The sequence below is a fragment of the Kitasatospora sp. NE20-6 genome (assembly GCF_045862635.1).
This window is the reverse complement of the sequence record NZ_BPRL01000069.1, coordinates 38332-63596: the sequence shown is the minus strand read 5'-3', so window position 1 is coordinate 63596 and position 25265 is coordinate 38332. Positions and strand designations below refer to the sequence as shown.

The 25265-nt window shown below is 71.5% G+C and carries 23 protein-coding genes and 2 pseudogenes; 2 read left to right on the top strand and 23 right to left on the bottom strand.

Annotation, left to right across the window (positions count from 1 at the left end; genetic code table 11):
- Positions 1-279 precede the first annotated feature (279 nt).
- Positions 280-3870 (top strand): ATP-binding protein, encoded by a 3591-nt coding sequence (locus SNE206_RS33950; protein WP_407917402.1) that lies wholly within the window; start codon positions 280-282, stop codon positions 3868-3870.
- Positions 3871-4235: 365 nt separating this feature from the next.
- Here the strand turns inward: SNE206_RS33950 and SNE206_RS33945 are convergent, their stop codons facing one another.
- From SNE206_RS33945 to SNE206_RS33895, 11 genes and pseudogenes are all read right to left on the bottom strand, one after another.
- Positions 4236-5558 carry a UDP-glucose dehydrogenase family protein gene (locus tag SNE206_RS33945; RefSeq protein ID WP_407917401.1) on the bottom strand — a complete coding sequence of 441 codons (1323 nt, stop codon included), beginning with the start codon at positions 5556-5558 and terminating at the stop codon, positions 4236-4238.
- A 103-nt stretch (positions 5559-5661) separates the two neighbouring features.
- Positions 5662-6129, bottom strand: a complete 468-nt coding sequence (locus SNE206_RS33940) for an N-acetyltransferase family protein (protein WP_407917400.1) — start codon at positions 6127-6129, stop codon at positions 5662-5664.
- Complete coding sequence (locus tag SNE206_RS33935) at positions 6123-7370, bottom strand: hypothetical protein (RefSeq protein WP_407917399.1); 1248 nt, start codon at positions 7368-7370, stop codon at positions 6123-6125. Before SNE206_RS33935 ends, SNE206_RS33940 begins: the two co-directional genes overlap by 7 nt.
- A 42-nt stretch (positions 7371-7412) precedes the next feature.
- Positions 7413-8639 carry an aminotransferase class III-fold pyridoxal phosphate-dependent enzyme gene (locus SNE206_RS33930; RefSeq protein WP_407917398.1) on the bottom strand — a complete coding sequence of 409 codons (1227 nt, stop codon included), beginning with the start codon at positions 8637-8639 and terminating at the stop codon, positions 7413-7415.
- 118 nt (positions 8640-8757) lie between these two features.
- Positions 8758-9213, bottom strand: coding sequence for an ATP-binding protein (locus SNE206_RS33925; RefSeq protein ID WP_407917397.1), 456 nt, complete (start codon positions 9211-9213; stop codon positions 8758-8760).
- The gene (locus SNE206_RS33920) at positions 9213-9551 is read right to left on the bottom strand and encodes a hypothetical protein (protein ID WP_407917396.1); all 339 of its coding nucleotides are present in this window, start codon (positions 9549-9551) and stop codon (positions 9213-9215) included. The genes SNE206_RS33925 and SNE206_RS33920 overlap by 1 nt, the downstream gene beginning before the upstream one ends.
- 130 nt (positions 9552-9681) lie before the next feature.
- Positions 9682-10887, bottom strand: coding sequence for a helix-turn-helix domain-containing protein (locus SNE206_RS33915; RefSeq protein ID WP_407917395.1), 1206 nt, complete (start codon positions 10885-10887; stop codon positions 9682-9684).
- Between the two features lie 326 nt (positions 10888-11213).
- Positions 11214-11879 carry a DUF402 domain-containing protein gene (locus tag SNE206_RS33910; protein ID WP_407917394.1) on the bottom strand — a complete coding sequence of 222 codons (666 nt, stop codon included), beginning with the start codon at positions 11877-11879 and terminating at the stop codon, positions 11214-11216.
- Between the two features lie 331 nt (positions 11880-12210).
- Positions 12211-12447, bottom strand: a pseudogene (locus tag SNE206_RS33905) (IS5/IS1182 family transposase); the annotation flags it as partial.
- A gap of 81 nt (positions 12448-12528) precedes the next feature.
- Positions 12529-12930: pseudogene (locus SNE206_RS33900) on the bottom strand (class I SAM-dependent methyltransferase); the annotation flags it as partial.
- Positions 12931-12984: 54 nt separating this feature from the next.
- Positions 12985-14379, bottom strand: a complete 1395-nt coding sequence (locus tag SNE206_RS33895) for a phosphotransferase (protein ID WP_407917404.1) — start codon at positions 14377-14379, stop codon at positions 12985-12987.
- A gap of 166 nt (positions 14380-14545) precedes the next feature.
- Here SNE206_RS33895 and SNE206_RS33890 point away from each other — a divergent pair, with 166 nt between their 5' ends.
- Positions 14546-14731 carry a hypothetical protein gene (locus SNE206_RS33890; RefSeq protein ID WP_407917393.1) on the top strand — a complete coding sequence of 62 codons (186 nt, stop codon included), beginning with the start codon at positions 14546-14548 and terminating at the stop codon, positions 14729-14731.
- Between the two features lie 146 nt (positions 14732-14877).
- Here the strand turns inward: SNE206_RS33890 and SNE206_RS33885 are convergent, their stop codons facing one another.
- The 12 genes from SNE206_RS33885 to SNE206_RS33830 all read right to left on the bottom strand — a co-directional run bounded on the left by SNE206_RS33885 (position 14878) and on the right by SNE206_RS33830 (position 25143).
- Positions 14878-15099, bottom strand: a complete 222-nt coding sequence (locus SNE206_RS33885; RefSeq protein WP_407917392.1) for a hypothetical protein — start codon at positions 15097-15099, stop codon at positions 14878-14880.
- Positions 15096-15674, bottom strand: a complete 579-nt coding sequence (locus SNE206_RS33880) for an AAA family ATPase (RefSeq protein ID WP_407917391.1) — start codon at positions 15672-15674, stop codon at positions 15096-15098. The genes SNE206_RS33885 and SNE206_RS33880 overlap by 4 nt, the downstream gene beginning before the upstream one ends.
- Positions 15671-17689 carry an ATP-binding cassette domain-containing protein gene (locus SNE206_RS33875; RefSeq protein WP_407917390.1) on the bottom strand — a complete coding sequence of 673 codons (2019 nt, stop codon included), beginning with the start codon at positions 17687-17689 and terminating at the stop codon, positions 15671-15673. Before SNE206_RS33875 ends, SNE206_RS33880 begins: the two co-directional genes overlap by 4 nt.
- 59 nt (positions 17690-17748) lie before the next feature.
- Complete coding sequence (locus tag SNE206_RS33870; RefSeq protein WP_407917389.1) at positions 17749-18942, bottom strand: protein-L-isoaspartate O-methyltransferase family protein; 1194 nt, start codon at positions 18940-18942, stop codon at positions 17749-17751.
- Positions 18939-19445, bottom strand: a complete 507-nt coding sequence (locus SNE206_RS33865) for a GNAT family N-acetyltransferase (protein WP_407917388.1) — start codon at positions 19443-19445, stop codon at positions 18939-18941. The genes SNE206_RS33870 and SNE206_RS33865 overlap by 4 nt, the downstream gene beginning before the upstream one ends.
- Positions 19446-19493: 48 nt before the next feature.
- Positions 19494-19808 (bottom strand): hypothetical protein, encoded by a 315-nt coding sequence (locus SNE206_RS33860; protein ID WP_407917387.1) that lies wholly within the window; start codon positions 19806-19808, stop codon positions 19494-19496.
- Between the two features lie 118 nt (positions 19809-19926).
- A complete protein-coding gene (locus tag SNE206_RS33855) occupies positions 19927-20937 on the bottom strand; it encodes an NUDIX hydrolase (RefSeq protein WP_407917386.1) in 1011 nt (336 codons plus the stop codon).
- A 52-nt stretch (positions 20938-20989) separates the two neighbouring features.
- Entirely contained in the window at positions 20990-21850 is an 861-nt protein-coding gene (locus SNE206_RS33850) for an aminoglycoside phosphotransferase family protein (RefSeq protein WP_407917385.1), read from the bottom strand.
- Between the two features lie 64 nt (positions 21851-21914).
- Positions 21915-22862, bottom strand: a complete 948-nt coding sequence (locus SNE206_RS33845) for an NUDIX domain-containing protein (protein WP_407917384.1) — start codon at positions 22860-22862, stop codon at positions 21915-21917.
- Positions 22859-23221, bottom strand: a complete 363-nt coding sequence (locus SNE206_RS33840) for a GNAT family N-acetyltransferase (RefSeq protein ID WP_407917383.1) — start codon at positions 23219-23221, stop codon at positions 22859-22861. The genes SNE206_RS33845 and SNE206_RS33840 overlap by 4 nt, the downstream gene beginning before the upstream one ends.
- 523 nt (positions 23222-23744) lie before the next feature.
- On the bottom strand, positions 23745-24851 hold the full coding sequence (locus tag SNE206_RS33835; RefSeq protein ID WP_407917382.1) for a phosphotransferase enzyme family protein: 1107 nt from the start codon (positions 24849-24851) through the stop codon (positions 23745-23747).
- Positions 24852-24918: 67 nt separating this feature from the next.
- Complete coding sequence (locus SNE206_RS33830; protein ID WP_407917381.1) at positions 24919-25143, bottom strand: hypothetical protein; 225 nt, start codon at positions 25141-25143, stop codon at positions 24919-24921.
- Positions 25144-25265 lie beyond the last annotated feature (122 nt).

Below are 25265 nucleotides of genomic sequence, written 5' to 3'. Positions count from 1 at the left end.
GCCTTCGCCCGGCTCAAGCAGTGGCAGATCTTCCGCAAGGCCCGCTGCAGCACCAACCGCATCAGCCGTACCGTCGCCGCCGTTCACACCATCGAGATCGCCTGGCGCTCAGGATGAGAAGGGTTCAGTGGGAAGCCTCTGCAGGGCAAGGCACGGCAGGAACTGATCCGGCTGGTGGAAGTCCGGGCCCGCCCCGTCGAGCAGTGGGTCATTGCGGCCCGATCGCTTTCCCGCCTCCGCTCACGGGATCTCTCGCGAAACACCGGCGAGGTCGAGGCCATGCGCAGCGCTGTGCTCCAACGGCGATCGGCGGTCCTGGCAGCATTGTCCTCCCGGGCCGAGCAGGCATCGGACAGCCTGGCCAGAGCCGCAGCACTCGGTGCCGGCACGTCGATGAGGCATACCTTTGCACTCCTGGAAGGCAGTGAGCGGCTTCCTGAGCTGGAACTGCCGTTGGGACTGGTCCTCGACGCCGAGCTTCTCAAGCTGCCCGGGGTCAGTGCCGAGGCCGAGAGCGACCTCATCACCCGGCCGGAAGTATCCGTCCGGGAGCTCACCGCCGTGGCCGGCCGAAGCTGGGCCCACTCGGTGCGCGAACAGGTGCTCGCCGAGCGCTTCGACGCGGTCGACCACCTGATCCACTGCACCGAGCAGGGCCTCCTCCGGGAACCGGACGGCACACGCGCGGTCGTTCCCGAGGAGGTGCGCAGGGAGGCGAAGGAGACGCAGCTGCAGATCTCCCGCGCCCTGATGGCCCGCCACGAGGAGCTGAGTGGCGAACTGCGGCATGCCCGACTCGACAATTCGGTCTCCCAGGAACAGGAGTGGAACCTGGACCGCCGCCTCCAGGCTGCGGCGCCCGAGCGTCCGGAGCTCGGTGTGGTCCGAGCGGAACTCGACAGTATCGCCGCAGAACTGAGCCGGCTGCGGGATCTGCACGAAGCGGGGCTACGATCCCGACTCGATGCGGCGGAGGACGCCGACCTCGTGGACCGCGACCGGGTGGTCGCCGTGCTGGCCGAGCGGCAGTTCAGCACCGCGGAGGAAATGATCTCCCAGCTAGAGAGTGGCGAGGGCATCCCCCAGATCGGTGAGGAACAGCGGGAACTCGATCGCTTCTTCCCCGCCGTTCCACAGGCACTGTCCAGCGGCATCACCGAAGAGCTGATCAGCACCGTGCGGAGCCGTCGACGCCATCTCAGCCTGCCGGAGCTGGACTACTCCGCGCTCTCCGAGGAGAACGCGGAACGGGCCGCCGCCGCGCTCCAGAGCTGGTCTGTCATGGGTAGCCGTTCGGGCGGCCAGCGACAGGAGGGCCTGCGCGAGCAGGAATCGCTGACCCCCGCGCTGAGACTGATCGGCTACAGCAGCCTGCGCCGGCCCCAACGGCGTGACGATCTGCGCAAGGGGCCAGACTACCGCTTCCTCGATCTGCCCGACGTACGGCTGACCGGCCGAGCCCAGGTCCCCGCCTTCGGCTCCGATCTTGGCCCCAACCTCCGGATCATGTTGGTGTGGGGACAGCCTGCCCCGGAGCGGCTGCTGAGCTATGCGGAGCACGATGGAGGCCGCGACAGCCTGCTGATTGCCTACTTCGGCACCATGTCCGCCAAGGACAGGGCGGCACTCGCCGTGAGAAGCGTCGGTCACCGCCCGATCGTCGTCCTTGACGACGCGGCTCTGGCGTACCTGGCCGCTCATGGCAACGGCCGTCTGGACGCAGCGATGAACATCCTGGTGCCGTTCTCCGGGATCAACCCGTACATCAGCGAGAAGCGGGGCCGCGTCGCGGACGAAATGTTCTTCGGCCGCCATCAGGAGCTGCACGGGCTCACCGATCCCAGGGGCACCCAGGTGGTGTTCGGAGGCCGCGGGCTCGGAAAGTCAGCCCTGCTGAAAGCTGCTGGCCAGCTCTTCGAACAGCAAGACACCGCTCACCGAATCAGCCTGCTGATCAGCTTGGACGGTGTGCACTTCGGAGGTGCGGCCACGTCCTCGGCGGTGTGGCACGAGATCGGCCGCAAGCTGGACACCCGCGGTGTCAAGGTGAAGCGACGCGGTAGATCGGTGCCTGCCTTCACCTTCGACCAAGTCAGAGATGCCATCGAAACCTGGCTCCGGGAAGACCCCCAGCGCCAGCTGCTGATCCTACTCGACGAGGCCGACCGCTTCTTCGAAGCCGACGCCCCCGGCTTCCTGGAAACCCGGCGCCTGCGGGACCTGGGCCAGGACAGCAACGGCAGGGTCAAGGCTGTCTTCGCCGGCCTGCACTCCGTCCAGCGCTTCGCGAAGGTCGCAGGCAACAGTCCGTTCAGCCACCTCGCCCAGAAACCCACGGTGGTCGGTCCGCTCTTCCCGCAGGACGCCGCGAACCTCCTCGCAAAGCCGCTGTCGGTGTTGGGCTACGAGTTCGAAGACGTCAATCTGGTGCACCGAATCCTGGGCTACTGCTCGTACCAGCCCTTCCTCCTGCAGATGTTCGGGCACCGGCTGGTCGAAGTGATGCACCGCCGACGTGCCGACGGTCAGGACGCGGAAAACCCGCCGTACCGGATCACCCGCAACGACGTGCAAGCAGTCCACAGCGACCCGACCTTGCAGCAGAAGATCACCTCCGCCTTCCGCGACACCCTGCTGCTGGACCACCGCTACAACGTGATCGCCAACGTGCTCGCACAGCACGCACACGACAACGGCATGCACTCCCGACTGACCCAAGCAGAACTCCGCGACCTCTGCCGGTACTACTGGCCGACCGGCTTCCGCTCACTGGACGCCGAGGCGTTCCGCGCCTATCTCGCGGAAATGGAGGGACTCGGAGTACTGGGACCGGACACCGGCATGGGCTGGCACCTGCGGAGCACCGACGCACTGCGAATGATCGGCACCCGGTCCGAGGTCGAAGACCAGCTGACGAGCGCCGAGTCCGAGAGCATGCCGGAGGAGTTCGCCGCGCTGGAGGCACGTCCTGCTCTCGCCGACGGTTCATATGCACCTCTGACTACCCGACAGGTAGCCGATGTGCTCGGCCACCACGGCTCCCAGGTCCGGGTCGTCCTCGGAACCGACGCCACCGGAATCCGGCAGGCCGATTCTGCACTACGGATCCTGACCGGGAAGGCCGGTGGGTGGACGGTTCCAGCGGTCCGGAGCCGTGGCGATTTCCAGCGTGAACTCGTCGACGGGAAAGCCGGACAGAAGAGGGTTGTCCTGAGCGACCTCACGGCAAGAGCACCGCAGGACACCGCCTGTCTCGAGTCACTGCAGGCGGCGCTCTGCGATCTCCCCGCCGATCCGGGAGTGACCCGCTCCGCGGTGCTGATGGCTGGCACGCAGCAGATCTCACTGTGGCAAAGTGCTCTGGTGACGCCCAGCCGCGAGCCGTCCTTCGGGGTGATCGTGCTGCGGCGCTACACACGCCAGGGCCTGCGGCTGTGGGCATTGGACCAGCAGCGGTTCACCGACGAGGACCATCTCAGCCAGCTTGGCACCATGACCGGCGGGTGGCCGATCCTTCTCGACCGGGTCTCGGCGAACCTCAAGAACGGCCTCAGCTCGAGACGTGCGCTCTCCCAAACCGCCGAGACCCTGGACGATCCACAGGGTTGCGCCGATTTCGTGCGATCGGTCGGCCTCGCCGACCAGCCGGACCTTACGGCCGCGTATCGATCGGTCCACGCCTACATGGAACCAGGAGGGCTGGAGTACGCCGATCTCATTGCCGCGGCCGAGGACGACATCGGGCGGGAACAGGCAGAGACCGCGATCGCCTGCCTTGACGCCATGCAGGTCTTCGAGCAGCTGAGCACCGATTTGTTCGGACTCGAACCCGTGCTGTCCCGCTGCTGGCTGCGGACCGAGTCGGTGTGAGTGCAGTGGTGGGCCAGGCCTCACTCCGCTGGCCCACCACCAGCCACTACGGCATTCCGCCTGGTGTCCGGCCCCGCGGGCGCGGGGCTGACGCCGTCCACGGCACCCCGAACAGGTACCGCACGGGACTATCCCCGCGAGCGTGGGGATAGTCCCGGCAGACTCCCGCTGGTCGTCATCCAGCATGGGCGGCCCCTCGCCCGCAGGGATGGTCCCGCGATCTCCGGCGTCGTCACCGGCGGGGACAAGTCGGCCGCCCGGCCGGGGTCCGCACCACCGTTCGGGCTGCAGTGACGGCTAGACATTCGTCCTGGGGATCCTCCGTGGTGGGCACCCCTGAAAGTGCCCACCACGGGCGGGCGGTTCTACTTTCCGGGTCGTCCGAGCTGGTGAACGGTCCAACCCGCTGCTCGCCAGGACTCGGGGTCGAGGGTGGTACGGCAGTCGACGAGGATCGGGTGGGCGGGGCGGTGCACGAAGTCCTGGGGGTTGGCATGCTGGTACTCGGGCCATTCCGTTGCCAGGACGACGAGGTCGGCGCCGTCGAGGGCGGCCGGCAGATCCGATGAGTAGTCCAGCTCGGGATTACGGATCAGGGCCGTGGCCACGGCCTGCGGGTCGTGGACGGTGACGACGACGCCAGCCTGCTGGAGGGCCTGTGCGAGGGCGAGGGCCGGGGACTCGCGGACGTCGTTGGTGCCGGGCTTGAACGCCGCGCCCAGCACGGTGACCCGGGCGCCCCTGATGGGGCGGTCGCCGAGGGCGCTGGTGATGAGGCGGATGGCGACGGCGGTGCGGGACTCGTTGATCTGCTCGGCGGCGAGCAGCAGGGTGGCGGCCTGGTCGGCGCCGAGGTGTCGGGCGGAGGCGGTGAACGCCCGGACGTCCTTGGGGAGGCAGCCGCCTCCGTAGCCGATGCCGGGCCTCATGCCGCCGGCGCCGATGCGGGGGTCGATGCCCAGGATGTCCACGATCTTGGTGATGTCGCCGCCTGCGGCCTCGCACATGTCGGCGACGGCGTTGATGTACGAGATCTTCAGGCCGAGGAAGGTGTTCGCGGCGCCTTTGGCGAGTTCAGCGGTCTGGGGGTCGCAGACGAACAGGGGTACTCCGGCGTCCAGGATGCCGGCGTAGACCGCGCGGATGGCCTTCTCCCCCTCGGCGGTGGTGACCCCGGCGATGAGGCGGTCGGGGCGCAGGGTGTCCTCGACCGCGTGTCCTTCGCGTAGGAATTCCGGGTTCCACACCACTTCGACGTCGGCGCCGGCGGGGGCCAGGCGCTGGGCGAGGGCGGTGACCTGGACGGTGGTGCCGACGGTGACGGTGCTCTTCCCGACGATCGTGCAGGCCCGGGTGAGGTGGGGGGCGAGCTGGCGGATGGCGCCGAAGACCTGTGCGGTGTCGTAGGTGCGGCCGTCTGCGTCGATCGGGGTGCCGACGCCGACGAAGTGCAGCTCCGCGAAGGCGGCCGCTTCGGCGATGTCCGTGGTGAAGCGCAGGCGGCCGCCGGCGGTGTGGCGCGCGAGGAGCTCGGGCAGACCGGCCTCGAAGATGGGGCACTCGCCGGCGTTGAGCCGGTCGACCTTGGCCTGGTCGACGTCGACGCCGATGACCTCGTGGCCGAGCTCGGCCATCGCTGCCGCGTGCGGGATGCCGAGGTGACCGCAGCCGATCACGGAAACGCGCATGGAAGGTCCTTGTCCGGTCGAGGGGCACACCGTGCTCGGCGTGCCCCTCCGACGTTATCGGTTCTTGAACTCGCCCATGGTGGAACCGAGTTCGATCATATGTTCACTGGCGGGCATGTGCGGGGTCGGGGTCTGGGGCGGCCCGGATCAGGCGCATGGCCCGGGTGTTGTCGGTGAAGCCGAGTGAGCGGTAGAGGTGCGTCCCGTCGGCGCTGGCATTGAGGGTGATCAGGCCGCAGCCCTGTTCGGCGAGCCGGTCAAGCAGGGCTTGGACGGTGGCTCGGGCGTATCCGCGGAGCCGGTGGTCCGGTTCGGTGAAGACGGTGTGGATGTGGGCGTAGGTGCCGGTGTGGTCGGGGCCGGGGATGGATCGGGTGATGGTGGCGGATGCGCATGCGGCGAGGCCGCTGGGGCGGTCGATCACGAATGTGACGACCCGGTCCGTATCAAGGTTGGTGCGGAAGAAGGCGACGACTCTGTTGGTCCATGCCGTGGTGTCCTTGACGAGTCCGCCTGCCAGGCGGGCGAGCTCGGTGGCGTCGGCAGCGGTGGCACGGCGGGTGGTCAGCACGGCGTGTCCAGGAGTTCGGCAAGGTGCAGCAAGGCGGGGGTGGCCTCTGAGCGGATCACGACGTCACCCTCCCGGGCGCCCTCGATCGGGTAGGGCTTGTAGGCCCCGTCCTCGGTGACGCCCTCGGTGTCGAGGAAGAAGATTTTCATGCCGCGCTCGCGGGCGCGTTCCTGGACCGCGCGCCGGTCGGCGTGCAGGCCGATCACCAGCAGGGACCTTGCGTGGCCGGGGAAGTCCACGTGCGGGGTGCGCTGGTCGTAGCGGCGCATGAACGCCTCGGGCAGGCCTGCCCGGGCGAAGAGGCGGTCGAAGTTGTGGGTCGCCACCGGGCCCACCGCGTGCCCGGCGGTGTGTAGGGCCTTCAAGGCCGCGTGGGCTGCGGTCGGCTCGGCGAGGATCAGGCGGCGGAACATGGACACCAGGTCGTCGACCTTCCGGTCGGTGTCCGTCAGCACCTCCTTCACCAGGATGTCGGCGTGCGGAGCCATGGTGAACGTGAAGCCCTGGGTCAGGTCATTGCCTGTGCGGGCGGTGACCCGGTAGACCTCGTGCAGCCAGTGCAGCGGCGGCACGCCGGCCTCGATGCTGGTCCCGCAGCCGGCCTCCACCATGAAGGGGAGGTGGTCGAGGAGGCAGGACAGGTCGTCGGCGTAGGTCGGGTTTCCGCGCTGCTCCTTGATGCGCGGTCCGCCTGCGAGCACGTCCCAGGGCAGGTTCCGCGAGGCCCGGGTGAGGGTGTAGTCCACGGAGCGGATCACGGTGTCGATCGACGTGAATCCCGTGGGAGCGTCGCGGCCGGCCCGCTCGTCCTGCGGGTGGACCGGGTGCTCGGTGATCGTGGCGTACAGGTCGCCGCGGCGCCAGGAGCCGTCCAGGTCACCGGTGGGCTTCCACCGGCCGTCGACCAGCCACTGCTCCAGGTCGCTGCGGTGGTCGGCGATCTCGCCGGCAGGGGCGAGCCAGGACACGTACAGGTACAGCTCGTCCAGTGTCAGGCGCTCCACCGGCTGGGTCCGGTCGAGGCCGTAGTGGAGACGGTAGTGCACGACACGGCGGCGGCCGTGCTCGTCCTCGGTCCATCCGGACTGCTCCGCGTTGGCGGGGTCCTGGGTGCGCCTCCAGATCCCCTCCTCGACGGCTGGGCGGCGCTGGCCGCCGGCTTCCGGTGAGAAGTGCTCCTCCCAGACGCGTACCTGGGCATCGGTCATGGAGTCGATCACGGGGTAGGGCAGAAGCATCATGCATCTCCTTGATCAGTGTCGGGATCGTGCGGTCGGGCCGTTTCAGCCCAGGGCTCCTACTGCGTCGGCAAGCGCCGTGGTCAGGAAGTCGAGGTCCTCGTCTGTACAGGTCAGCGGAGGGGCCACGACCAGGCCTTCGCTCTTGGGTCGGCCCGCCCCGGTGAACGGGTAGAGGAACACCCCGCGCTTCTCGGCCTCCGCCATCAGCGGCCAGAGCAGGCCGGGTGCGAGCTCCACCCCGTGCAGGTGGCCCAGGCCCCGCACGTCCCGCACGCCGGGCCGGTCGGTCAGGGCCTGCAGGGCTGCTCCAAGTCGCTCGCCGCGGGCCCGGAAGGCGTCGAAGTCCATGGCCTCCAGTTCGTCCAGTACGCCGAGGCAGGCCGCCGCCTGGAGCGGGTGGGTGGCCATGGTGCCCATCGCGGGCAGCGGGTCCGCGTCCTCGTGGCCAAGCAGCGGGGCGATCTGTGGTGACACCAGTACCGCGGCAACCGGTGTGTAACCGCCGCCCAGGCCCTTGGACACGATGCACAGGTCCGGCTCGACGCCGTGCCAGTGCTGACCGGCCAGCGGCGCACCGGTGCGCCAGAGCCCGGTCAGGACCTCGTCGTGGATGACCAGGACGTCGCGCTCGTGGCAGATCTCCTGCACGCGTCGCAGGTATCCGTCGGGCGGCACGTAGGCGCCGCCGGTGGTGCCGTTGACCGGCTCCAGCAGGACGGCGGCGACGTTCTCGGAGCCCCTGCTGTCGATCGCTTTCGCGACCTCGTCCGCGCAGGAGGCGTCGCACGCCCGGCCGTCGCCGTGGTCGTGGGTCGGCGGGTAGGGCGCCGGGAACGCCGGGCCCAGCCCCATCGCGTCCTCGGGGTGGGGGCGACGGGCGTGGTTGCCTCCCAGCCCGAGAGTCAGCGCGCTCATTCCGTGGTAGCTCAGATCGGACGTCAGGATGTCCCCGCGCCGTTTGCCGCCGCGCGCCCGGGCGATGTTGCGGGCCAGGCCGATTGCGGTCTCCACGCCGAGCGTGCCGCACGTGACGAGCGCGACGGAGTCCTCGGGTCGGCCTACCGCGTTGCACAGGCGGTCCATCAGCTCCATCTGGATGTGGGGCTGGACGACGGCGGCACCGCCGAAGGAGTAGCGGGGGAACTGCTGCTGGATCCGGGCGATGACCTTGGGACTGCTCTGTCCCACGCTTGCGCAGAGCAGTCCGCTCGATCCGTCGAAGATCCGGCTGCCGTCCGCGCGGCAGAGCCAGGGGCCGGCTGCGGACACGACTTCGAAGTCCGACAGCGGTCTGGACGACGTCAGCAGCCGTGTGCGGCGCGATGAGTACCGATCCATGGAAAAGCCCCTCCCGGGTGTGCTCATGTATGGGCGGGTAGCGCGGCGATCATGGCCGCCGCGGACGCAGCACCCGGGCCGGTCCGGTGGCCGACCGCGAGGTGCGCAGATCGGCGTGGACGGTCTTGCCCAGGGTGTCGGGGGTAGCTCCCCAGTGGCCGCAGGTCAGCTCGTGGACCAGGGCCAGGCCTCGGCCGGAGGTGTCCTCCGGTGCGGCGGTGACCATGGCAGGAAGCGTGCGGGAGCCGTCCCGGACGGTGATCCGCACGGTCTGCTCGGTGATCCGGCGGATGCCGACGACCATCCGTCGCCGGCATCCGGTCTTCACGGCGTTGGACACCAACTCGGTGACGACGATATCGGCATCGTCCACCAGGTCGGCCAGCTGCCACTCGGTGAGCTTGTCCCGCACCAGGCGGCGCGCCGCACCGGCAGAGCTGGGCTCGTAGGGAAGCCGCGCGGTCGCCTCCGGACAGACCGCGTGGCGCGGCTCGATCGCGGTCATCACCGCCGACGCCTCCCCGCCCTCGCCGCTGTGCCCGACGCCGGTTCCTGCGCCACAACGGGGAAGGCTTGGTGGTCGGTGGCGGGCGTGGCCACCTGACACGTCTCGGTGATGCCGGCCGGCGTGTCCCGAGGCCTGGTGGCGCTGCCGTCGGACAGTGCCGCCTCCGCCGGGATCCAGCCCCCGCGGCCGGCCAGGTCGAGGCCGGGCGGGGCGTTGGTGGCCGTAGGTACGGCTGCCGGGTCGCGCAGCCCGGTGAACCGGCAGCAGTGCGCCGCACGACGCCGGGCGGCGGTCTCGTCGCCGGCAGTGCTGCGCAGGCAGATCTGCGCGCTCAAGGCCGGCCGACTACGGAAGTGATGATGCGTCAGCATGCAGCTACTGTCGCGCTGTTCTCGCCTCAGTTGAACGCTCGGGCCGTATCACTGTCGAAGGCCGACCGGCTCCGAGTGATACACCGTGTATCACTCAGCGGAGGATCATGGAGGTTCCCAGGATCGCAGCGAGCTTGCGCAGTTTGGCGGTGGTGACACTGCCGTTCCCGGCGCGCTGCGCGATGACGCCCGGCAATGCCTGGTGGCGGGCCCAGCCGGGGGCGGCCGAGCAGACCTCCAGCAGGGTGTCGAGGGCGGTGTCCGACTGCCGGGTGTCCGCCTGGGCGAGCGCGACGTCCAGCATCAGCCGGTTGCGAGCCGAGGGGATGAGCGCGCTGGTGTCGCCGATCGACGAGAACAGCCCCAGTGCCTTGCCCGGCCGGCCGGTGGATACGGCGATCCCGATCGCCTGCGCGGTGACCGTGGCCGGTCCGAACGCCGTGCCGTTGACCGTCACGTCCCGGCCCATGCGGGCTGCGACCGCGTGGCCCTGCGAGAGCAGGTCGTCCGCGGCCTCGACCCTTCCGGCGCGTGCCGCCACGACGGCTGCGAACGTCACGTGCCAGCCGTAGGTGGCAAGCAGGGCGGGGTCGCGATCGCCGTAGCGCGGTTCGATCGCCTCGTACGACAGACGGGCGGTCTCCGCCGCCTGGTCCAGCCGAGAATCCCGCAGGTAGATCCAGGAACGGCCGGCAGCGACCATCGCGGCACGCATCGTGTCGCCACCCCGCTCCGCCTGCACCTGCGCATGCCCGATCGCCGCATAGGCCAGATCACGGGCACCGAACTGGTTCGCCACGTAAGCGGCCAGGCGGTAGGCGTCGGTCGGCGCACCGGCCGCCGCGCACTGCCGCCCGACCGGCGCCGACCGCTGCGCCGCGGATGCCTCCCGAAGGGCCGGTGCGATGAGAACGCCTGCGCGCAGGAAATCCCCGGCCCGGTAGGTCTCCCACGCTGTCCGGAGCACAGCGGCCAGATCGGCCGCTTCCGGTGGCGGAGCATCTGTGCCCACGCCGGCCGCGGTGTCGTGCACCGCGCGGGACAGCTCCCGCATCATCGCCCGGTCCGCACCGCGCATCGCACGCCGCGGTGCCTGCTGACCGAGGATCACCGACACGTCCGCGTGCAGCGCGTCCGAGATCCGCAGCAGCGTCTGCAGGCTCACTCCCAGGTCACGCTCGGCCTTGCGGATCGTCGCGACCGACAGACCCGTCGCCTCCGCCAACTGCTCCTGCGTCACATCAGGGCCCCGAAGGATCTTGATGCGCTCGGCTGTGGTGTAGTCACTCCACTGCGTCATGCTGGCCCGCCTTCCGCGCATTCGCCTGCACTTCGGACGGTACCCGCCCCAGCCGTCGGGCGGACACAGAACGTCAGGGATACGTTCCCGCTCAGCCTGCGACGGTGCAGCAGGGTCGGGCCTACGGTCCAGTTCGGTACCGGCGGAGCCGCCCTGCCGAAGGGCTGGCGTCGATGACGCAGGTGCGGCAACATCGGGGCGCTCCTGCCGGCGCACCGAACACTTCACCGGTCTCCGGCACCCCCGAGGCCGGAGACCACACCGCCCCGACACGGCGATCGCGCGCCGAAGGCCGGTCCGCCGGTCGCACCGGTCCGGTCCCGCTTCTACACGGCGACCTGGTCAGCGCCGTGCGGGAGGAGCGGCAACGGCCAGTCGGGATCGGGTGCCCAGGCGGGCCAACTGCCGGCGAACGGCCCGGCGCAGTTCTGCAGCAGTCCCAGTGCCCGCTCGCGCGCGACGTCGACCAGGGCGTGGAGGGAGTCGTCGACCAGGCCCAGGCGGCGGCCCTGCGCGTACTCGTCCTCGTCCTCGTCCTTCCAGCTGTACCCGGACAGATCGGGCTCGACGATCAGGTCGAGGAACAGGTCGAAGGTGTCGATCCCAATGCCCGACCGGCGGGCGAAGGACACCTCGAAGTTGACGTACCAGCGGATCGGCTCACCGGAGTCGGCCTGCTGGAAACAGTGGACGGAAAAGTGCTCCCCGGTCAGGAACCGGCTCAGGACCACGGTGCGCTCCCAGCGGTAGTGGCCGAGGGCCCACGTGCCGGCGGCGAGATCGTCCAGGTCGCTCTTGCGCACCGCCTGGTCACCAGCAGCAAGCGCGGCGATCCAGGTGGTCGGGGCGAGCGAGGTGATGCCCGGCCAGTAGGAGAGGGTCAGCACGTCGCCGGTGTCGCCGAGGACCCGCTGCGGCATCGCGGTCCACACCCGCCCGCGGTGGACGTCACGGCGCACCGCCGTGTCACCCGGCGCGAACAAACCGGCCACCGGCAGGGACCGTCACCGGTCCTCCCGAGCCAGGCATGCGGGCTCGTAGCACACCGTGGCCACCACCGCGCCACGGACGGCCGACAGCCGGTGCGGCGCAGCGGCGTCCGGGCCAGCCGCTGCTTGTGGGGGTGTGGTTGCGGGCGGGTCCGGTCGGCGGTGCCGACGCGAGCGCCCGGTCGAGGGAGTCGTCATCTACGAGCTCTGCCCGCCGGGCCGTCCCGCCCGAACGCCACTCACCCGAACGGTCTACCGGCAGGGCCCATGGCACAGCCGGGCAGTTGAGCGCAGTCAGCCGGTACATGCTTCTAGGGAGCGTATTTGGTCGTGATCAAGGGGTGGTCTTGGTGAGGTCCTTGATCCAGATCATCGCGGCGCGGAGGTGGAGGCCTGCGAGGTAGCTCTCCGGCGTCTTGTCGAACCGGGTGGCGATGCCCCGCCAGGCCTTGAGCCTGTTGATCAGGCGCTCGACGGTGTTCCGGTCCTTGTAGAGCCCGGCGTCGTGGCCGACGGGCCGGCCGCCCCTGCTGCCCTTCTTCTTGCGGTTGGTGGCCTGGTCCCGCTTCTCCTGCTCGTCGACGGCGATGTGACGCCGGTCGGCCGGCGTGGTCGCGGCGAGCGGGGTGATGATCAGCAGGGTGCCGCCTTCGCGCAGGCGTCGGCCAACGGCGTGCAGCACGCGCGCACGGTCGCCGATGAACGCCAGCGCCAGGCGGAAGACCACGAGGTCGTAGAGCTCGTCGCCGAGCGCCTCTGGATCGTCGTGCTCGATGTCCAGACGCAGCCACCGCACCCCGGTGGCGCCGGGGTACTCGGTGCGAGCGCGCTCCAGCGCGGCCTCGGCGAGGTCGACGGCGTCGACCCGGTAGCCGGCCGCCGCGAGGTGGACGGCCAGCTCCCCTCTTCCGCAGCCGACCTCGAGCGCCCGACCTCCCCCGGCGGGTGCGGGGGCATGTTCGGCGAGCAGCTGGCGCTCGTCCTCACCGAGGGGGCTAAACGCGATGCCGTCGGTGTAGATCTGCTCCCACTGCTCCTGCGGGATGGGCCCCACGGTGGCGCTCCTTTGCTGGCCGGTCGGCTGTCGTGCTGGTCAGGTACGGGCTATTCAGCGGAGCGGTTCGGGCGCCGCGTCCGGGTCAGCGAGGCTGCTCGACGGGGGGCCGCCGGTGCTGTCGGGGTCGCGGGGCAGGTCGGTCGCGGTGTCGGCCTGCGTGGCGCGCAGTTGGGCCAGGGTGCGGCGGCCTCGCTCGACGAGCTCGGGGTCGGCGTTGGCGATGCCGTATTGGATGCCGGAGACGGCGTCGAGGACCTGGTGGACGGCGAGGTGCTGCTCCTCGGCCGCCGAGAGCTGCCTGCCGTAGCCAGCCATCACAGCCTCGTACAGGTCAGGGCGACCGGCCCAGGCGTCGGAGAGGCGCACGAAGTCCCTGACGGCCTGGCCCGGCTCGGCGCGCTCGAAGTCGATCACGTAGAGGGTGCCGACATCCGCGTCCCAGCGGAAGTTGCGGAGCTGGAAGTCGCCGTGGGTGGGCACAAGGTCCAGTGCCGGCAGCTGGTAGGCCTCCGCGGTGGCCTGGCGGATGAAGTCCTCGTCGCCGATCGCAAGGTGGTCGCGGGCACCGTCGAGGTGCCGCTGCAGCTTCCCGAGCGCTGCCGACACTCCCTCGCCCGACCGCGCGGGGGCGCTGTGGTGGATCGCGGCAGCGAGCTCCCCGATGCGGTGAAAGATCCGCCGCTGCTCCTCCGGCGGGTGGACGGCACCGTGCAGGGAGCGGCCGGGCACCGCGGTGATGACGACGGCCCGCAGCTGCTGGTCGGCGGCCACCAGGCGGGGCGCGGCCGGACCCAGGGCCGGCACCCAGCTCCGGTAGGCCTCGACCTCCCGGTCATGGAAGCGGCCGTTCTGATGGATCTTCACGAACCACTGCCCGCCGTCGGCGCCGAGGACCCGCCAGACGCGGCTGCCCGGCCGGGCCCAGGAGGTGTCGGTCCAGGCACTAATGCGCCCGACGGCCTTCTCGGTGAACTCCCGCACCGCCAGGTCGGGCGCGGCCGTCTCGGTGGAAGGCAGCAGGCGGAGACGGTCCGCCATGGGCTCGAAGGCGACCGGGTCGCCGGGCTGCTGGAAGTGGACAGCAAACTGCCGGCCGGCCTGGTAGGCGTCCAGCCCGGCCCGGCAGTAGGCCACCACCGGAGACGGAAGCCTGGCGAGTGGGTACCAGCCCATGGCGTCGCAGACGGCCGGTTCCATGATGCGGGGCGCGCCGCGCCAGTGCCGGACCTCGAAGAAGATCCCCATCCGGGCAGCACCGCCGGGCGCCCGGTGGTGGACGGTGACAGCGTGGCGGACGTCGGCCCGGTCGATTCCGACGCCGGTCTCCTCCTGCGCTTCGCGGATCAGCGCCTGCACGACGTCCTCGTGCGGGCCGTCGAGGTGTCCGGACGGCAGATGCAGCAGGCCCGTGGCGTAGACGGGCCCGGCGCGCCGGGACAGCAGCACCTCGGGGCCTGCGGCGCTGTCCCGGCGCAGAATGAGGTGGACGTCGACGGGCTCCTGGTGGCGGTGTGCTGCGGGCGCGAGCCAGGGGGCGGCTTCGGTCAGGCGGGCCGGGTTGAGCGGCACATGGACAGGATCGTCCCGGTAGCCGTCGAGCGCGGTGACGAGGATGCCGACGACGGCGGTGTCGCCGTGGTCGAGGGCTGCGATGTGGCTGCCGCACACGGGGCAGAAGCCGCGCCTAGTCTTACCGACATGGGTGTCGTACCAAGCCGGCTCGCCTCGTTCGCCGGTCCAGGACAAGCCGGCCAGCGGGAAGCCGGTCCACCACTGGAACGGGCTCCCAGCCCGGTGAGAGCAGTGAGCGCACCCGCAGATGTGCGGGTCTTCGGGTTCACCGGTCACGGTGAAGCGGATCGCTCCGCACAGGCAGCCGCCGGCACGGGTGCGGGTACCGGCGGGGCAAACGGGGAGGCGCGACAAGGGATTCCTCCAGGATGGTCAGAAAGGTACTTCCGGCGGCGGCGGGTCCAGGCGCACGACGTACCGGTCGCACCGGCCGTCCGGCTGGTGCACGGTCCGGTAGGCGTAGGGGATCGTGCTGCCGGGGAACACCACCACGCCTTCTTCTACGACGGGCCGCCCACTGCCGACGGCGTACAGCAGGGCGGCAGCGTGCTCCGGCCGCAGGGGCCCCGGCGGGCGCCGGTGACGGCCCGTCACCGCCCGTCCGCTTCCGAACCGCCACCGGCCGACCGGGGTTCGAGGAGCACCAGCGCCCGGTCAGCGACCTGACGCGGTGTGAGGCCGGTGCTGTCAATCACCTCGGCGTCGGCGGCGAGCCAGGTGGCGTACGCCTCGGTGTAGACCGGCAGCTGCTTGCGGCGGAACGCGCGGACCTTCTCACTGCGCTCCGCGTCGCCGGGGTACTCCGTGCTGGAGCCGATGCGGGCGCCGATCGTGCCTGGGGCGGCGTGGAGCAGCAGATGGCGCAGCGGGACGCCGGCGGCGCGGACGGCGTTGTGGATCTCGGCAGCGTAGGTGCGGTGCAGCAACGTCATCGGGACGATCACCGGGTGGCCGTCGTTCTCGCGGTGGCAGTGGACGACGAGCTGCGCGACCAGGGGGCGCCAGGCCGGGTTGTCCTGGAAGTCGGCGTACTTGCCGGGGAAGACCTGGCGCAGGATGAAGCCGATCTCCTCCGGGTCGGCGAGGACGGCGCCGGGCAGCTCCTGTTGGAGGGTGGTGGCGAGGGTGGTCTTGCCGGAGCCAAACGCCCCGTTGATCCAGACGATCACGTCTCGTTCCTTCCGCCGTCGGCCGCCGGGGCGTGGCCGGCGGGGGTCGCTGTGCCGACGCGGTAGGCGGCGGCCTGAGTTTCGAACATCTCGGCGTAGACGCCGCCGAGGGCGATCAGTTCCTGGTGGCTGCCGGTCTCCACGATCCGGCCCTGGTCGAGGACGAACACCTGATCGCAGGCGACGGCGGGGCCCAGGCGGTGGGAGACCAGGACGGTGATCGTGTCGGGGCCGGCGTACTCGTCCAGGACGGCGCGAAAGAGCCGGTCCTCGGCGAGGGGGTCCATGCTCGCGGTGGGCTCGTCCATCACCAGCACGGGGGCCTGTTGGTACAGGCCGCGGGCGCAGACGATCTTGGACCAGTTGCCGTCGGAGAGTTCCGCGCCGCCCTCGAACTGCGGGCTCAGCACGGTGTCCCACTGCCGGTCGAGGCTGGCGATCACGCGGTCGGCGCCGGTGGCCCGCACGGCGCGCACCACCCGGTCCGGGTCGGCGGTGGTGATGCTGCCGGAGCCGATGGTGATGTTGGCGAGCGCGGACAGCGGCCAGTGCCCGGGGTCCTGGAGGACAAGGGCGACTCGCCCGGTCAGGCTCGCCGCGTCGAACTCCCGCACGTCGGTGCCGTCCCAACGGACGGTGCCCTCGTTCGCCTCGTACAGCCCCGCCAGGATGCGGGAGAGGGTGGACTTGCCGGAGCCGTTGACGCCGACGAAGGCGTACTTCTTCCCGGCCCGCAGGGTCAGGCTCACCCCGCGCAGGGCCTGCTTGCCCTGCGGGTAGGCGAAGTGCACGTCCCGGACGGTGATCTCCCTGACCGCGGCGGGCGCGGGCGCGCCGGTGCGGGGCAGCCGGGCCCGGCAGCTCTCCTCGAACCGGTTCAGGTCCTCCACCCACAGGGCGTTCTCGAACACCCGGTGCGCGGCGATGACCAGGCGCAGCAGTGCGCTCTGGCTGGCCTGGATGGCGAGGTAGGCGGCGCCGCCGGTGGCCAGCGGCATCCAGCCCGCGCCGAGCATCCAGGCGAGCGCGGCGTAGGTGGCGAGCATGCCGAGGCCGCCGAGCGCGCGGCCGAGCAGGGCGGCGCGGCTCTGGTGTTCGCCGAGGGCGACCTCCTCGTCGGTGATCCGGGCGGACAGTGCGCGGTGCTCATCCAGCAGCGCCTGCTGGGCGTTGGAGGCGCGCAGTTCGGCGGCGGTGTCGCGCTCGTAGAGGACCCAGGAGAACTGGAGCATCCGGCGGCGCAGGGTGCTCTGCCGCACGGCAGAGAGGTAGCCGGCGCGGATGGAGTGGATGGAGGCGGCGCCCTTGGGGACGACGGCGGCCAGCAGCAACACGAGCAGCGCGGGGTGCAGGATGCCCAGGACGCCAGCCGCGCCGAGCAGCGCAAGGACGGCGCTGGCCAGTTCGATCGTCTTGTCGACGGAGTCCTTGGCGAAGTACAGGCCGCGGTCGTTGGCGCGGCGGACCTCGTCGGCCCAGGTGGGGTCGTCGACGGCGGTGAGGGCGACGCGGCTGGTCAGGGCGAGGAAGTCGGCCTCCAGTTGTTGGCGCACCCGGGGGCCGAGCCGGGCCTGCCAGTGCGAGATGCCGGTGTCAACCAGGCCGCGGAGCGTCAGCAGCACCGCGACCACGGCGAGCGCGGGCAGCGCCGCGCGGATGCGTTGTTCGGTCGCGCCGCCGGCGAAGACCTTCTGCATCACGCCCAGGCTGGCGATCAGCCCGGCCGAGGCCATCGCGGCGGAGGCCAGTTGCAGAACGGCGACCAGGCCAGCCGCTCGTGCGTCGGCGCGCCACGCGGTGCCCCACACCTGCCGGGCGATGGCCGGCAGGCGGCGGGCAATGGTCACCAGTCCGGTCCGGGAGGCCTCGCCCTCGAACCGCTCCCAGAAGCCCTGGGTGACCTGCTCGCCGAGGTCGCCGCCGGTCGGCGCGGCGCGCACCTGCTCCGGCGGGGGCTGCAGGGTGGGGGTGCGGGGCCCCGGCATGGGGGCGGTCGTGGTGGTGTGGTCGGTCAAGCGGGGCCTCCGGCGATGGGCACGGACACGGAACGGGAGAAAGCAAGGCGCGGTCGGGGTCAGAGCAGCGGCAGCTCCCAGGACAGTCCCGCGCCGCCCACCGTCCGCACCGTGCCGGCCGGGCCGAACTCGAGGTCGTACGCGGCGGGCCGACCCGCGGCGGCCCAGCGGTCGTGTACCGCCTCGGCCTGCGCCCACAGGTTGCGCGGGCCCCACTCCACGGCCGCCGACCCGTCCGCGGCGACCTCCGCACGCGAGCCGGCACCGTCGACCAGGACCACCGCGTCCGGCTCCGTGCCGGGCGCGCGGTAGTGGCGGCGTACCCTGGGCAGCAGGTGCGCGGCCGCGACCCAGAAGCCGGGCTCCGCCCGGGGCGGCGCGAGCACCCCACTGCGTCGGCGGCCCGGCCGCGCCGGGGCGCCCGAGGGCAGGGGCAGCCATCCTGCGGTGCGGTCGGGCACGTGCGTCCAGCGCCTGTACTCCAGCCGCCCCGACAGCACCCCGCGCTCGTCACGCACGACCAGCGCGCTCGCACCCCAGCCCGGCGCGCCGGTTATCACCGTGGCCGCCAGCCGCCCGCCCGGCGCCAACGCACCGGTCCACGCGGCCGGCAGGCCGCGCACCGAGAACGACACCGCGATGGCGTCCCACCGGCCCGCAAGGCCGCGCAGGCCGTTCCGGACCACCATCCGCACGTCCGCGCCAGCCGCGACGAGGCGCGGTGCGGCGACCCGCACCAGGTCCGGGTCGACCTCCACCCCCATCACCTGGCGTCCCGTCAGGTTAGTGGCCAGCGCCGCCAGGTAGCCGGTGCACGCCCCGACTTCGACCAGCCGCTCGCCCGGGCCCGGGGCTAGGTCGGTGAGGACGGCGGCGATCAGGCCGATTGCCGAGCTCTGCGCCGTCGGAGCCCCCTGTGCCTGCCCGCCCGTCGGGACGGCTGCAGGCCGGTCGAGCTGCACCACGACCTGCTCCAGGCCGTAACAGACAGCCAGGTGCTCCTCCGGGTGCTGCTCCAGGTCGAGCAGCCGCCAGTGGCGTGCCGGCCGGTCGGGGCCGACCGGGGCGAGCAACTGGGGGATCAGCAGGTGCCGGGGCACCTGGCCGATCGCCGCCAGCACCCGTAGATCGTACGGCCCGGGTGAGTCCGGCTCAGCCGCGACGGCGGCGGGAAATGAGACCAGTGCTTTCTGCACGGCGGTCAGGGCGTCGGCCGGGGGCTGCGGGTCGTCCTGATGCAAATTCAGCTTCACGCCGCCCCTCCGGCGGCCGCGGGCCGGGCGGCGTGGGCCGGTGCCAGGGGCTGGCGCAGTGTCAGGTAGTGGGCGGCGGGTTCGAAGCCGAGCTTCTCGTACAGCGGCAGGCCCTCGGGGGTCGCGATCAGCTCGACCGAGGAGCAGCCCCGTTCCTGGAGTTCGCCGATCAGGGCCCGGGTGACGGCCTCCGCCAGGCCGCGGCGCCGGTTGCGCGGGTCCGTGACGACGGTATGGATGCGACCCCACAGGCCGCCGGGGTAAGAGGGGCCATCGTAGCCCCGGTAGACGATGCCGATCGCGCACGCCGCCAGCGTGCCGTCCCCGGCGTCGGCGACGTAGGCGAGCAGGTGTGGGTCGGTGCCGAGACCGGCCTGCATGTCGGTCAGGAAGGTGGAGCGCCAAGCGTCGTCGGCCGGCTGGCCAGTCAGGACGTCGACGCGCAGGCGCAGCAGTTCCTCGGCGTCCCCGGACATGGCCGGGCGGGCGGAAGTCGGTGCCATCGGGCTTCTCCTGAGCAGGGTGGGGGCGGGCATCGGGTGCCGGGGGCGTCAGGCGGCGTCCGCCGCACCGGTCTCGCCGGGCGCGGCCTCCTCAGGGTGCAGGCGCAGGACGACGGCGGTGGCGTCGTCCTGGTAGCCGTCGGCTTTCGGGTTTGCGGCGGCGACCATGCCGTAGAGGGTCATGGCCGCGGCTGCGGTGTTCGCGTACTCCACCGTCTGGGGTTCGTGCCCGGCGCCGTCCACGACCGCGGCGGTGAACCGGTCGCCATTGGGCCGGGCGAAGAACGCCTCGGCGCAGGGGGACTTGGTTCCGGGGCGCTGGGCGGCGCCGTAGGTCACGCACAAGGGGGTCTCCTGTTTCATCGCGAGGACGGTGGGTTGCAGCAGGGACTGGCAGGACGGTCGGGCGCGGCCGCGCCGGCCGGGGTTTCGCCGGCGTCGGGAACGAACGGTCTCGGGGCGGTGCGGTCGGGTGGTGGCGCTACTGGGGGTCCCCGCGTTCGGGGTCCGCGAGCGTGGCGGTGTCCGTGCGGTCCAGGACCTCGACGGTGCTGTGCTCCAGGGCGCGCAGCGCGGCGCTGACGCGCTCGGCCAGGACGCGCGGCAGCAGGCCAACGGCCTGCGCGGGGGTCAGCCACCGGGCCGAGCGAACCTCACCCGGGTCGAGGACCATCGCCTCCACCTGGTCGGGCGTCAGCGGCTTCAGGTCGTGGACATGGGCGATCAGAGCGCGGCCGTTGCGCGCGAGGCGGCCCGGGACGGTGTCCACCACCAGCAGCCGCCCGAGCCGCAGGTCCAGCCCGATCTCCTCACGGACCTCACGGGCCCCGGCCTCGGCCGGGGACTCGCCGGCCTCGATCATGCCCCCGACCAGCTCCCAGTGCTGCTTGTAGGTGGGCTCCAGCACCAGGACCCGGCCGGCGGTGTCGCGCACCAGCACGGTGGCGGCCGCCATCGGGGACGGCAGCTGCCGGTAGTAGTCCCGCGAGGGCCGCGTCACCGGTTCGCTGTCGTGGAGCAGCGCGGTGTGCGAGCCCTGCTCGGCGCCGAGAGCGGCCCGCAGGCGTGCTGCCGCGACCGGTTCCAGCAGCTGAAGGGCCTGCGCCTGGTCGACCCAGCGGACCCCTTCGGCTTCTGCCGCTGTCGGGCCCGCGGTGGCGGGGACGTGCGCGGCGAAGAGGAGGTCCAGCAGCGGCCGGCCGGCGGGTACGGTGTCCACGACCAGCAACCGTCCGGTTTCGGCCTCGACGCCGACGGCTTCTCGCAGGTGGCGGGCGAGCGCGCCGGCGGGCAGCTCGCTGCCCGCCAGGCCACCGGGTAGGTCCCAGCCGCCCTGCCTGCCGCGGTCGACGACCAGCAGCAGCCCATCGGCATCGCGCAGCAGGGCGTGAACGCCGAGCAGCGGGGCCGGGTGGGCCTCCAGCAACTCCCGGACCTCGGTGCTCGGGCCGTGCTCGGCGGGCGGGACGGGGTGTTCGTCGGTGGTGGACACCGGTCTCCGTTCTCGAAGGCGGACGGGGTGGGGCAGGCGTCGGCGGCGCGGGTCAGGAGCGCAGGGGCCCGGCGGTCATGCGGCCGAGGGCGAGGTGGCCGCGCTCCTGCAGGTCCGCTCGGCCCTCGCGCAGACCGGCGTGCAGGTAGAAGGCGCCGAGGCGGACGGTCAGCAGCAACAGCAGCCACTTCTCCACGGCGTCGAGCGGTCGGCCGTAGCCGGCGAAGAAGGCGTTCCGCAGATCGGGGCGTGTGGGCCACAGCGCCCCCAGCAGCCAGACGAACTCCTCGACCACCAAGCCGTGGCGGGCCTGCTCGAAGTCGATCAATCCGTGTCGCCCCGTGGTGGTGTCGATCAGCCAGTTGCGGGTCGCGTAGTCGCCGTGGAGGAAGAGCAGCGGCAGCCGGTCGGCCAGGTCGGGGATCTCGGCGGCCGCGGCGTCGACGAGGGCGAGCACATGGTCCGGCACCTGCCCGGCCAGGGCCTCCCGGCACTGCGCCGCCTCCCGCGCGTAGGTGCCCATCGCCTCGCGTACCGCCGCCCGGTGGTCGGCGGTGTCCGCGTACGAGTGGTCGTGCCAGCGCCGCAACAGCCTCCCGGCGTCCTGGTGCAGCCGCAGCTCCATAGCCCGCTCCAGCGGCAGGCCGCGCACGACGCGGCCGGGCAGTGCGGTGCTGAGCAGTGCGCGCAGCCCCGGGTCGCTCGCCAGCAGCCGGGGCGCCTGCCGCTCGGGCAAGTAGCGCGCGGCGTAGGCGTAGCCGGCGACCTCTCGGGCGAACGCGCCGTCGGGGCCGCTGATGCACCACACCCGGGAGGTGGCCCGCGGCCAGGGCCAGTCGGCCGCCGTGACCGGGCCCGGGAGGTGTCCGGCGAGCCAGACGAGCAGCTCGGGCGGGGGCGGGAAGTCTGTCATCGGATCGGGTCTCCGAACAGGACGGATCGGGTGCACGGCAGGGGCAGGGCGGCGCATGCCGGTGTCAGCGGACGACGTAGGCGGGCACGCCAGTGCGCACCGCGTCCAGGACGGCGAGGGTGAGCTGCACCCGGCGGGGGTCGCTCTGCGCGGCCAGCTCGTCGTGGGACAGGAGGACAACCTCGGTGTGCTCGGCCGGGTCGAGACGGATCCCGGCAACCTGCTCGGCCGTCAGCGTGCCGCCGTGAAAGGCGAAGCCGACCTTGGCAGGCCAGCCTCCGCGCGGCTGCTCGAACACGGTGGCCAGCAGTGGCAGCCGGGCCGGGTCGGGCTCCAAGAGGATGCCGGTCTCCTCGACACACTCGCGCACCGCGGTGTGCAGTGGGCTCGCGTCGGTGAACTCCACGTCGCCCCCGGCCCACTGGAGGCCCTTCGCCGGGTCGATGGCGCGCAGCATCACCGCCCGCCCGTCCTCGGTGGTGAAGAAGATCGAGCCCCACATCGGGGCGGCGGGGATCGTGGGCAGGTAGGCGGGCAGCGGCAGGTGCCCGGGCAGCGCCGGCGGCGGGGCGGTATGCCGGCGGATCAGCTCCGCCTCGTGGGCGGCGACCGACTCCGGCACCTCTGCGGGAAGGACCCAGCGGTGGTCGTCGTGCTCGGCCGACAGCCGCAGCTCCTGAGCGTGGTCGAGGTGGGCGGCGATCACGAAGGCGCGGGTGCGGGCGCCGCGGGAGTTGGTGTAGTCCTCGTGCCCGAGGTAGGCGGTGACACGGGCACCGGTGAGGCAGGCCTCCTCGGACAGCTCGCGCAGCCCGGCCGAGACGACGTCCTCGCCCGGTTCGGTGCCGCCGCCGGGCAGCTCCCACAGCCCGGCCTGCAGGGTGGCGGGCGCGCGGCGCAGCAGCAGGACGCGGCCGGCCGGGTCGGTGAGCAGGACACTGGTGGAGGTGTGCTCGATGCCCTCCGCCCGGGCCCGGGACAGCGGATCGAACAGCAGCAAAGTGGTCGTCACGGGGCACTCCAGGCCGTGGGGATCGGACCGGACAGGTCCGGATCGGTGAAGCCGAGGTCGCGGTGGCGCTGCTCGCCGTCCGGGGACGCGGGCAGGCGGACCTGCCCGCAGCCGGCGTCGGCGAGCCGCTGCCGGGCGGCGGCGGCCACATGCCGGGCGTGGCCGCGACGGTGGTGCGCGGGGTCGGTGGTGACGGAGGCGATAACCCCGGTGCACGGCGCCCGGCCCGGCCGGGGCAGGCGGTGGTCCCACTGCGCGACCCTGTACGACACCAGGGTGCCCGCGCCGCCGTTGACGACCCGGAAGCGTTCGATTCCTTCGCGGCGGGCGGATGCCGTCAGCACCTCGAAGTCGATCATTCGTAGAGCCCCTTTTCCTGGAAGGCGAGCACAGTGCAACCCGGCGCCATCACGTTGCATGGCAGCGCCAATGGCTTTTCTTGAAAAGGAGTTGATGCCTCGTCGGGAACGGTTCCGGGTTGGAGATCCTCCCGCTGTTCGAGTCGACCGATCAAGCCAGGAGGTTCCCGGAAAGAATGGACGAAGACAAACTTTTCGATTTAGCGTGCCTTCTGGTCTTCTCCTCCCTGGATGCGGCGGAAGGCGCTCCAGCGGGCGTCGGCCGACCACGGTTCACCGGTCGGGGCTTGTCAGGCGGTGGGAACGGGGGAAGGCCGGTGGCGTCGAGGCGGACCAGGCAGGTGTGCACCCGCCCGGCCGGGAGCGACCGCTGTGCGGACCGCACGTCCTCCGACACTGTCCTTCGCCCCGTACCCCGCGGCCGAGACACTGTGATCCCACCCGGCTCCGCCCCGAGCTCGGCGCGCAGGCCTCCGCGTTTCGGTCGGCTCTGAGCGCCCTGCTGCTTGCGTGACCATGGGGGTCATGAACTCGGCAAGATGTCATGCAAGGCCTCCTCCAAGTCAGGTAGCCGGTCCAGCAACATCAGAGCTGCCTCATGCCGTGCCCGCGCGTAGGACTCGAGCGCGGCGTCGACGAGGTGCGGTCGTTCCACTGGTGCCGACAACGGAAAGGTCGAGCAGAGCATGGCTGCACAGCCGACACGCAGCGAGGACAAGAGGTCGTCCGCGGGCGCTTCGGGGTTGGCGTCTCGATAGGCGCGGGCGAGATCGGTGTATCCCTTGAGCCAGCTCTCCACACCGTTGGACAGGACGCTCTTGGGGTCGCAGCCAAGACGCACGATCTCCCAGGCGAGATACCCAGGTGCAGGTGGCCCGAAGTCCACGATCGCCGCGACATCGTCGTCCTTCAACAGGACGTTGGGACCGGCCAGGTCGCCGTGCATGACCTGGACCGTCAGCTGTGGAAGCGAAGCGAGGACGCGCTCGACGTCCCCCAGAACGGCTTGTCGCTCACGCGCCGCCTGCAGCGCCCACGTCTCGAACTCTCCGAGCCTGGGCCTGTTCTGGAACGCGAGAATCAGCCTCTCGAAGCGGTCACGTGCGGCGGCCACGTCGCACACCGCGGCACCAGGTTCCAGCGTGGGTGCGGCGGCGGGGTGAGTGGCAAGCCGGCTGTGAAGGCGACCCATCGCTGCGCCGACCGCCGCCCACCGCGCACCAGTCAGATTGCCCTCGGCAGTCTCGGTGTGCGGCACGTACGACCACAGTGACATCGGCAGGCGGCCGTGGGTCGCGAGGAGTTCGTGCTCGCGCGTGCGGGTTGCCCGCGCAGTCGCGACACCTCCGTCGGCGGCGTATTCGGACAGCTCGACCGATGCCCGCTCCAGATCCAAGCTCTCTCGACCGCGATAGACCTTGACGAAGTGCCGACAGCCCGTCTGGTCCACGATGGCGTAGTTGTCCGTCGCAGTGCCCTCCGGGATTCGCGTGATTTCCGCCGGGTCCAGTCCGTACGCGAGCACCAGCGTGTCGGCGACCGCCGTGATCTGCTCCCCCTCCGTACTGCGGTCGGGTACGAAGGGCGCGGCGACCGGCTTGGTGGCGGGCTGGTGAGATGCGGTGGACATGGTCTCCTCGTCGAAGCGCGCAGCGATATTGGTCGGATGATGAGCGGGCGGCAGGTGGTCGGGTCGATCAGGATGCAGGTACGGGGGCGCCGGTGAGGTGTTCGGCCCGGCGGGCGGTGTGCGGGGTGAGCGTGGGGTGGACACCTCTGCTGCAGGCCTGCAGCAACTGGCCAAGCGCGACCAGTTCCCCGGCCCGGCCGACCGCCAGGTGCTCAGCGAGCTGCGGCGGGCCGCGCCGGGTGCAGCGGGGCCGCAAGATCGCCGACGGACAGCGCTCCGTCAATGCGGTCATCTGATTGCGCCTCCCCCGTTCGGGTTGTGGCAGTACCCGGGCCCGACCCGGCACCGCCACCAGTTGCAGGCACGAATCAGACCGTCCAAGCCGATACCGCGGCGCCCTGCCGCGTGAATCGG

Coding starts and splice junctions, on each gene's coding strand:
- SNE206_RS33890 (WP_407917393.1), top strand. CDS start 14,546: ATGCCGACGACGGCGGTGTCGCCGTGGTCGAGGGCTGCGATGTGGCTG.
- SNE206_RS33950 (WP_407917402.1), top strand. CDS start 280: ATGCGCAGCGCTGTGCTCCAACGGCGATCGGCGGTCCTGGCAGCATTG.
- SNE206_RS33830 (WP_407917381.1), bottom strand. CDS start 25,143: ATGACCGCATTGACGGAGCGCTGTCCGTCGGCGATCTTGCGGCCCCGC.
- SNE206_RS33840 (WP_407917383.1), bottom strand. CDS start 23,221: ATGATCGACTTCGAGGTGCTGACGGCATCCGCCCGCCGCGAAGGAATC.
- SNE206_RS33850 (WP_407917385.1), bottom strand. CDS start 21,850: ATGACAGACTTCCCGCCCCCGCCCGAGCTGCTCGTCTGGCTCGCCGGA.
- SNE206_RS33945 (WP_407917401.1), bottom strand. CDS start 5,558: ATGCGCGTTTCCGTGATCGGCTGCGGTCACCTCGGCATCCCGCACGCG.
- SNE206_RS33865 (WP_407917388.1), bottom strand. CDS start 19,445: ATGGCACCGACTTCCGCCCGCCCGGCCATGTCCGGGGACGCCGAGGAA.
- SNE206_RS33835 (WP_407917382.1), bottom strand. CDS start 24,851: ATGTCCACCGCATCTCACCAGCCCGCCACCAAGCCGGTCGCCGCGCCC.
- SNE206_RS33935 (WP_407917399.1), bottom strand. CDS start 7,370: ATGATGCTTCTGCCCTACCCCGTGATCGACTCCATGACCGATGCCCAG.
- SNE206_RS33925 (WP_407917397.1), bottom strand. CDS start 9,213: ATGACCGCGATCGAGCCGCGCCACGCGGTCTGTCCGGAGGCGACCGCG.
- SNE206_RS33860 (WP_407917387.1), bottom strand. CDS start 19,808: ATGAAACAGGAGACCCCCTTGTGCGTGACCTACGGCGCCGCCCAGCGC.
- SNE206_RS33915 (WP_407917395.1), bottom strand. CDS start 10,887: ATGACGCAGTGGAGTGACTACACCACAGCCGAGCGCATCAAGATCCTT.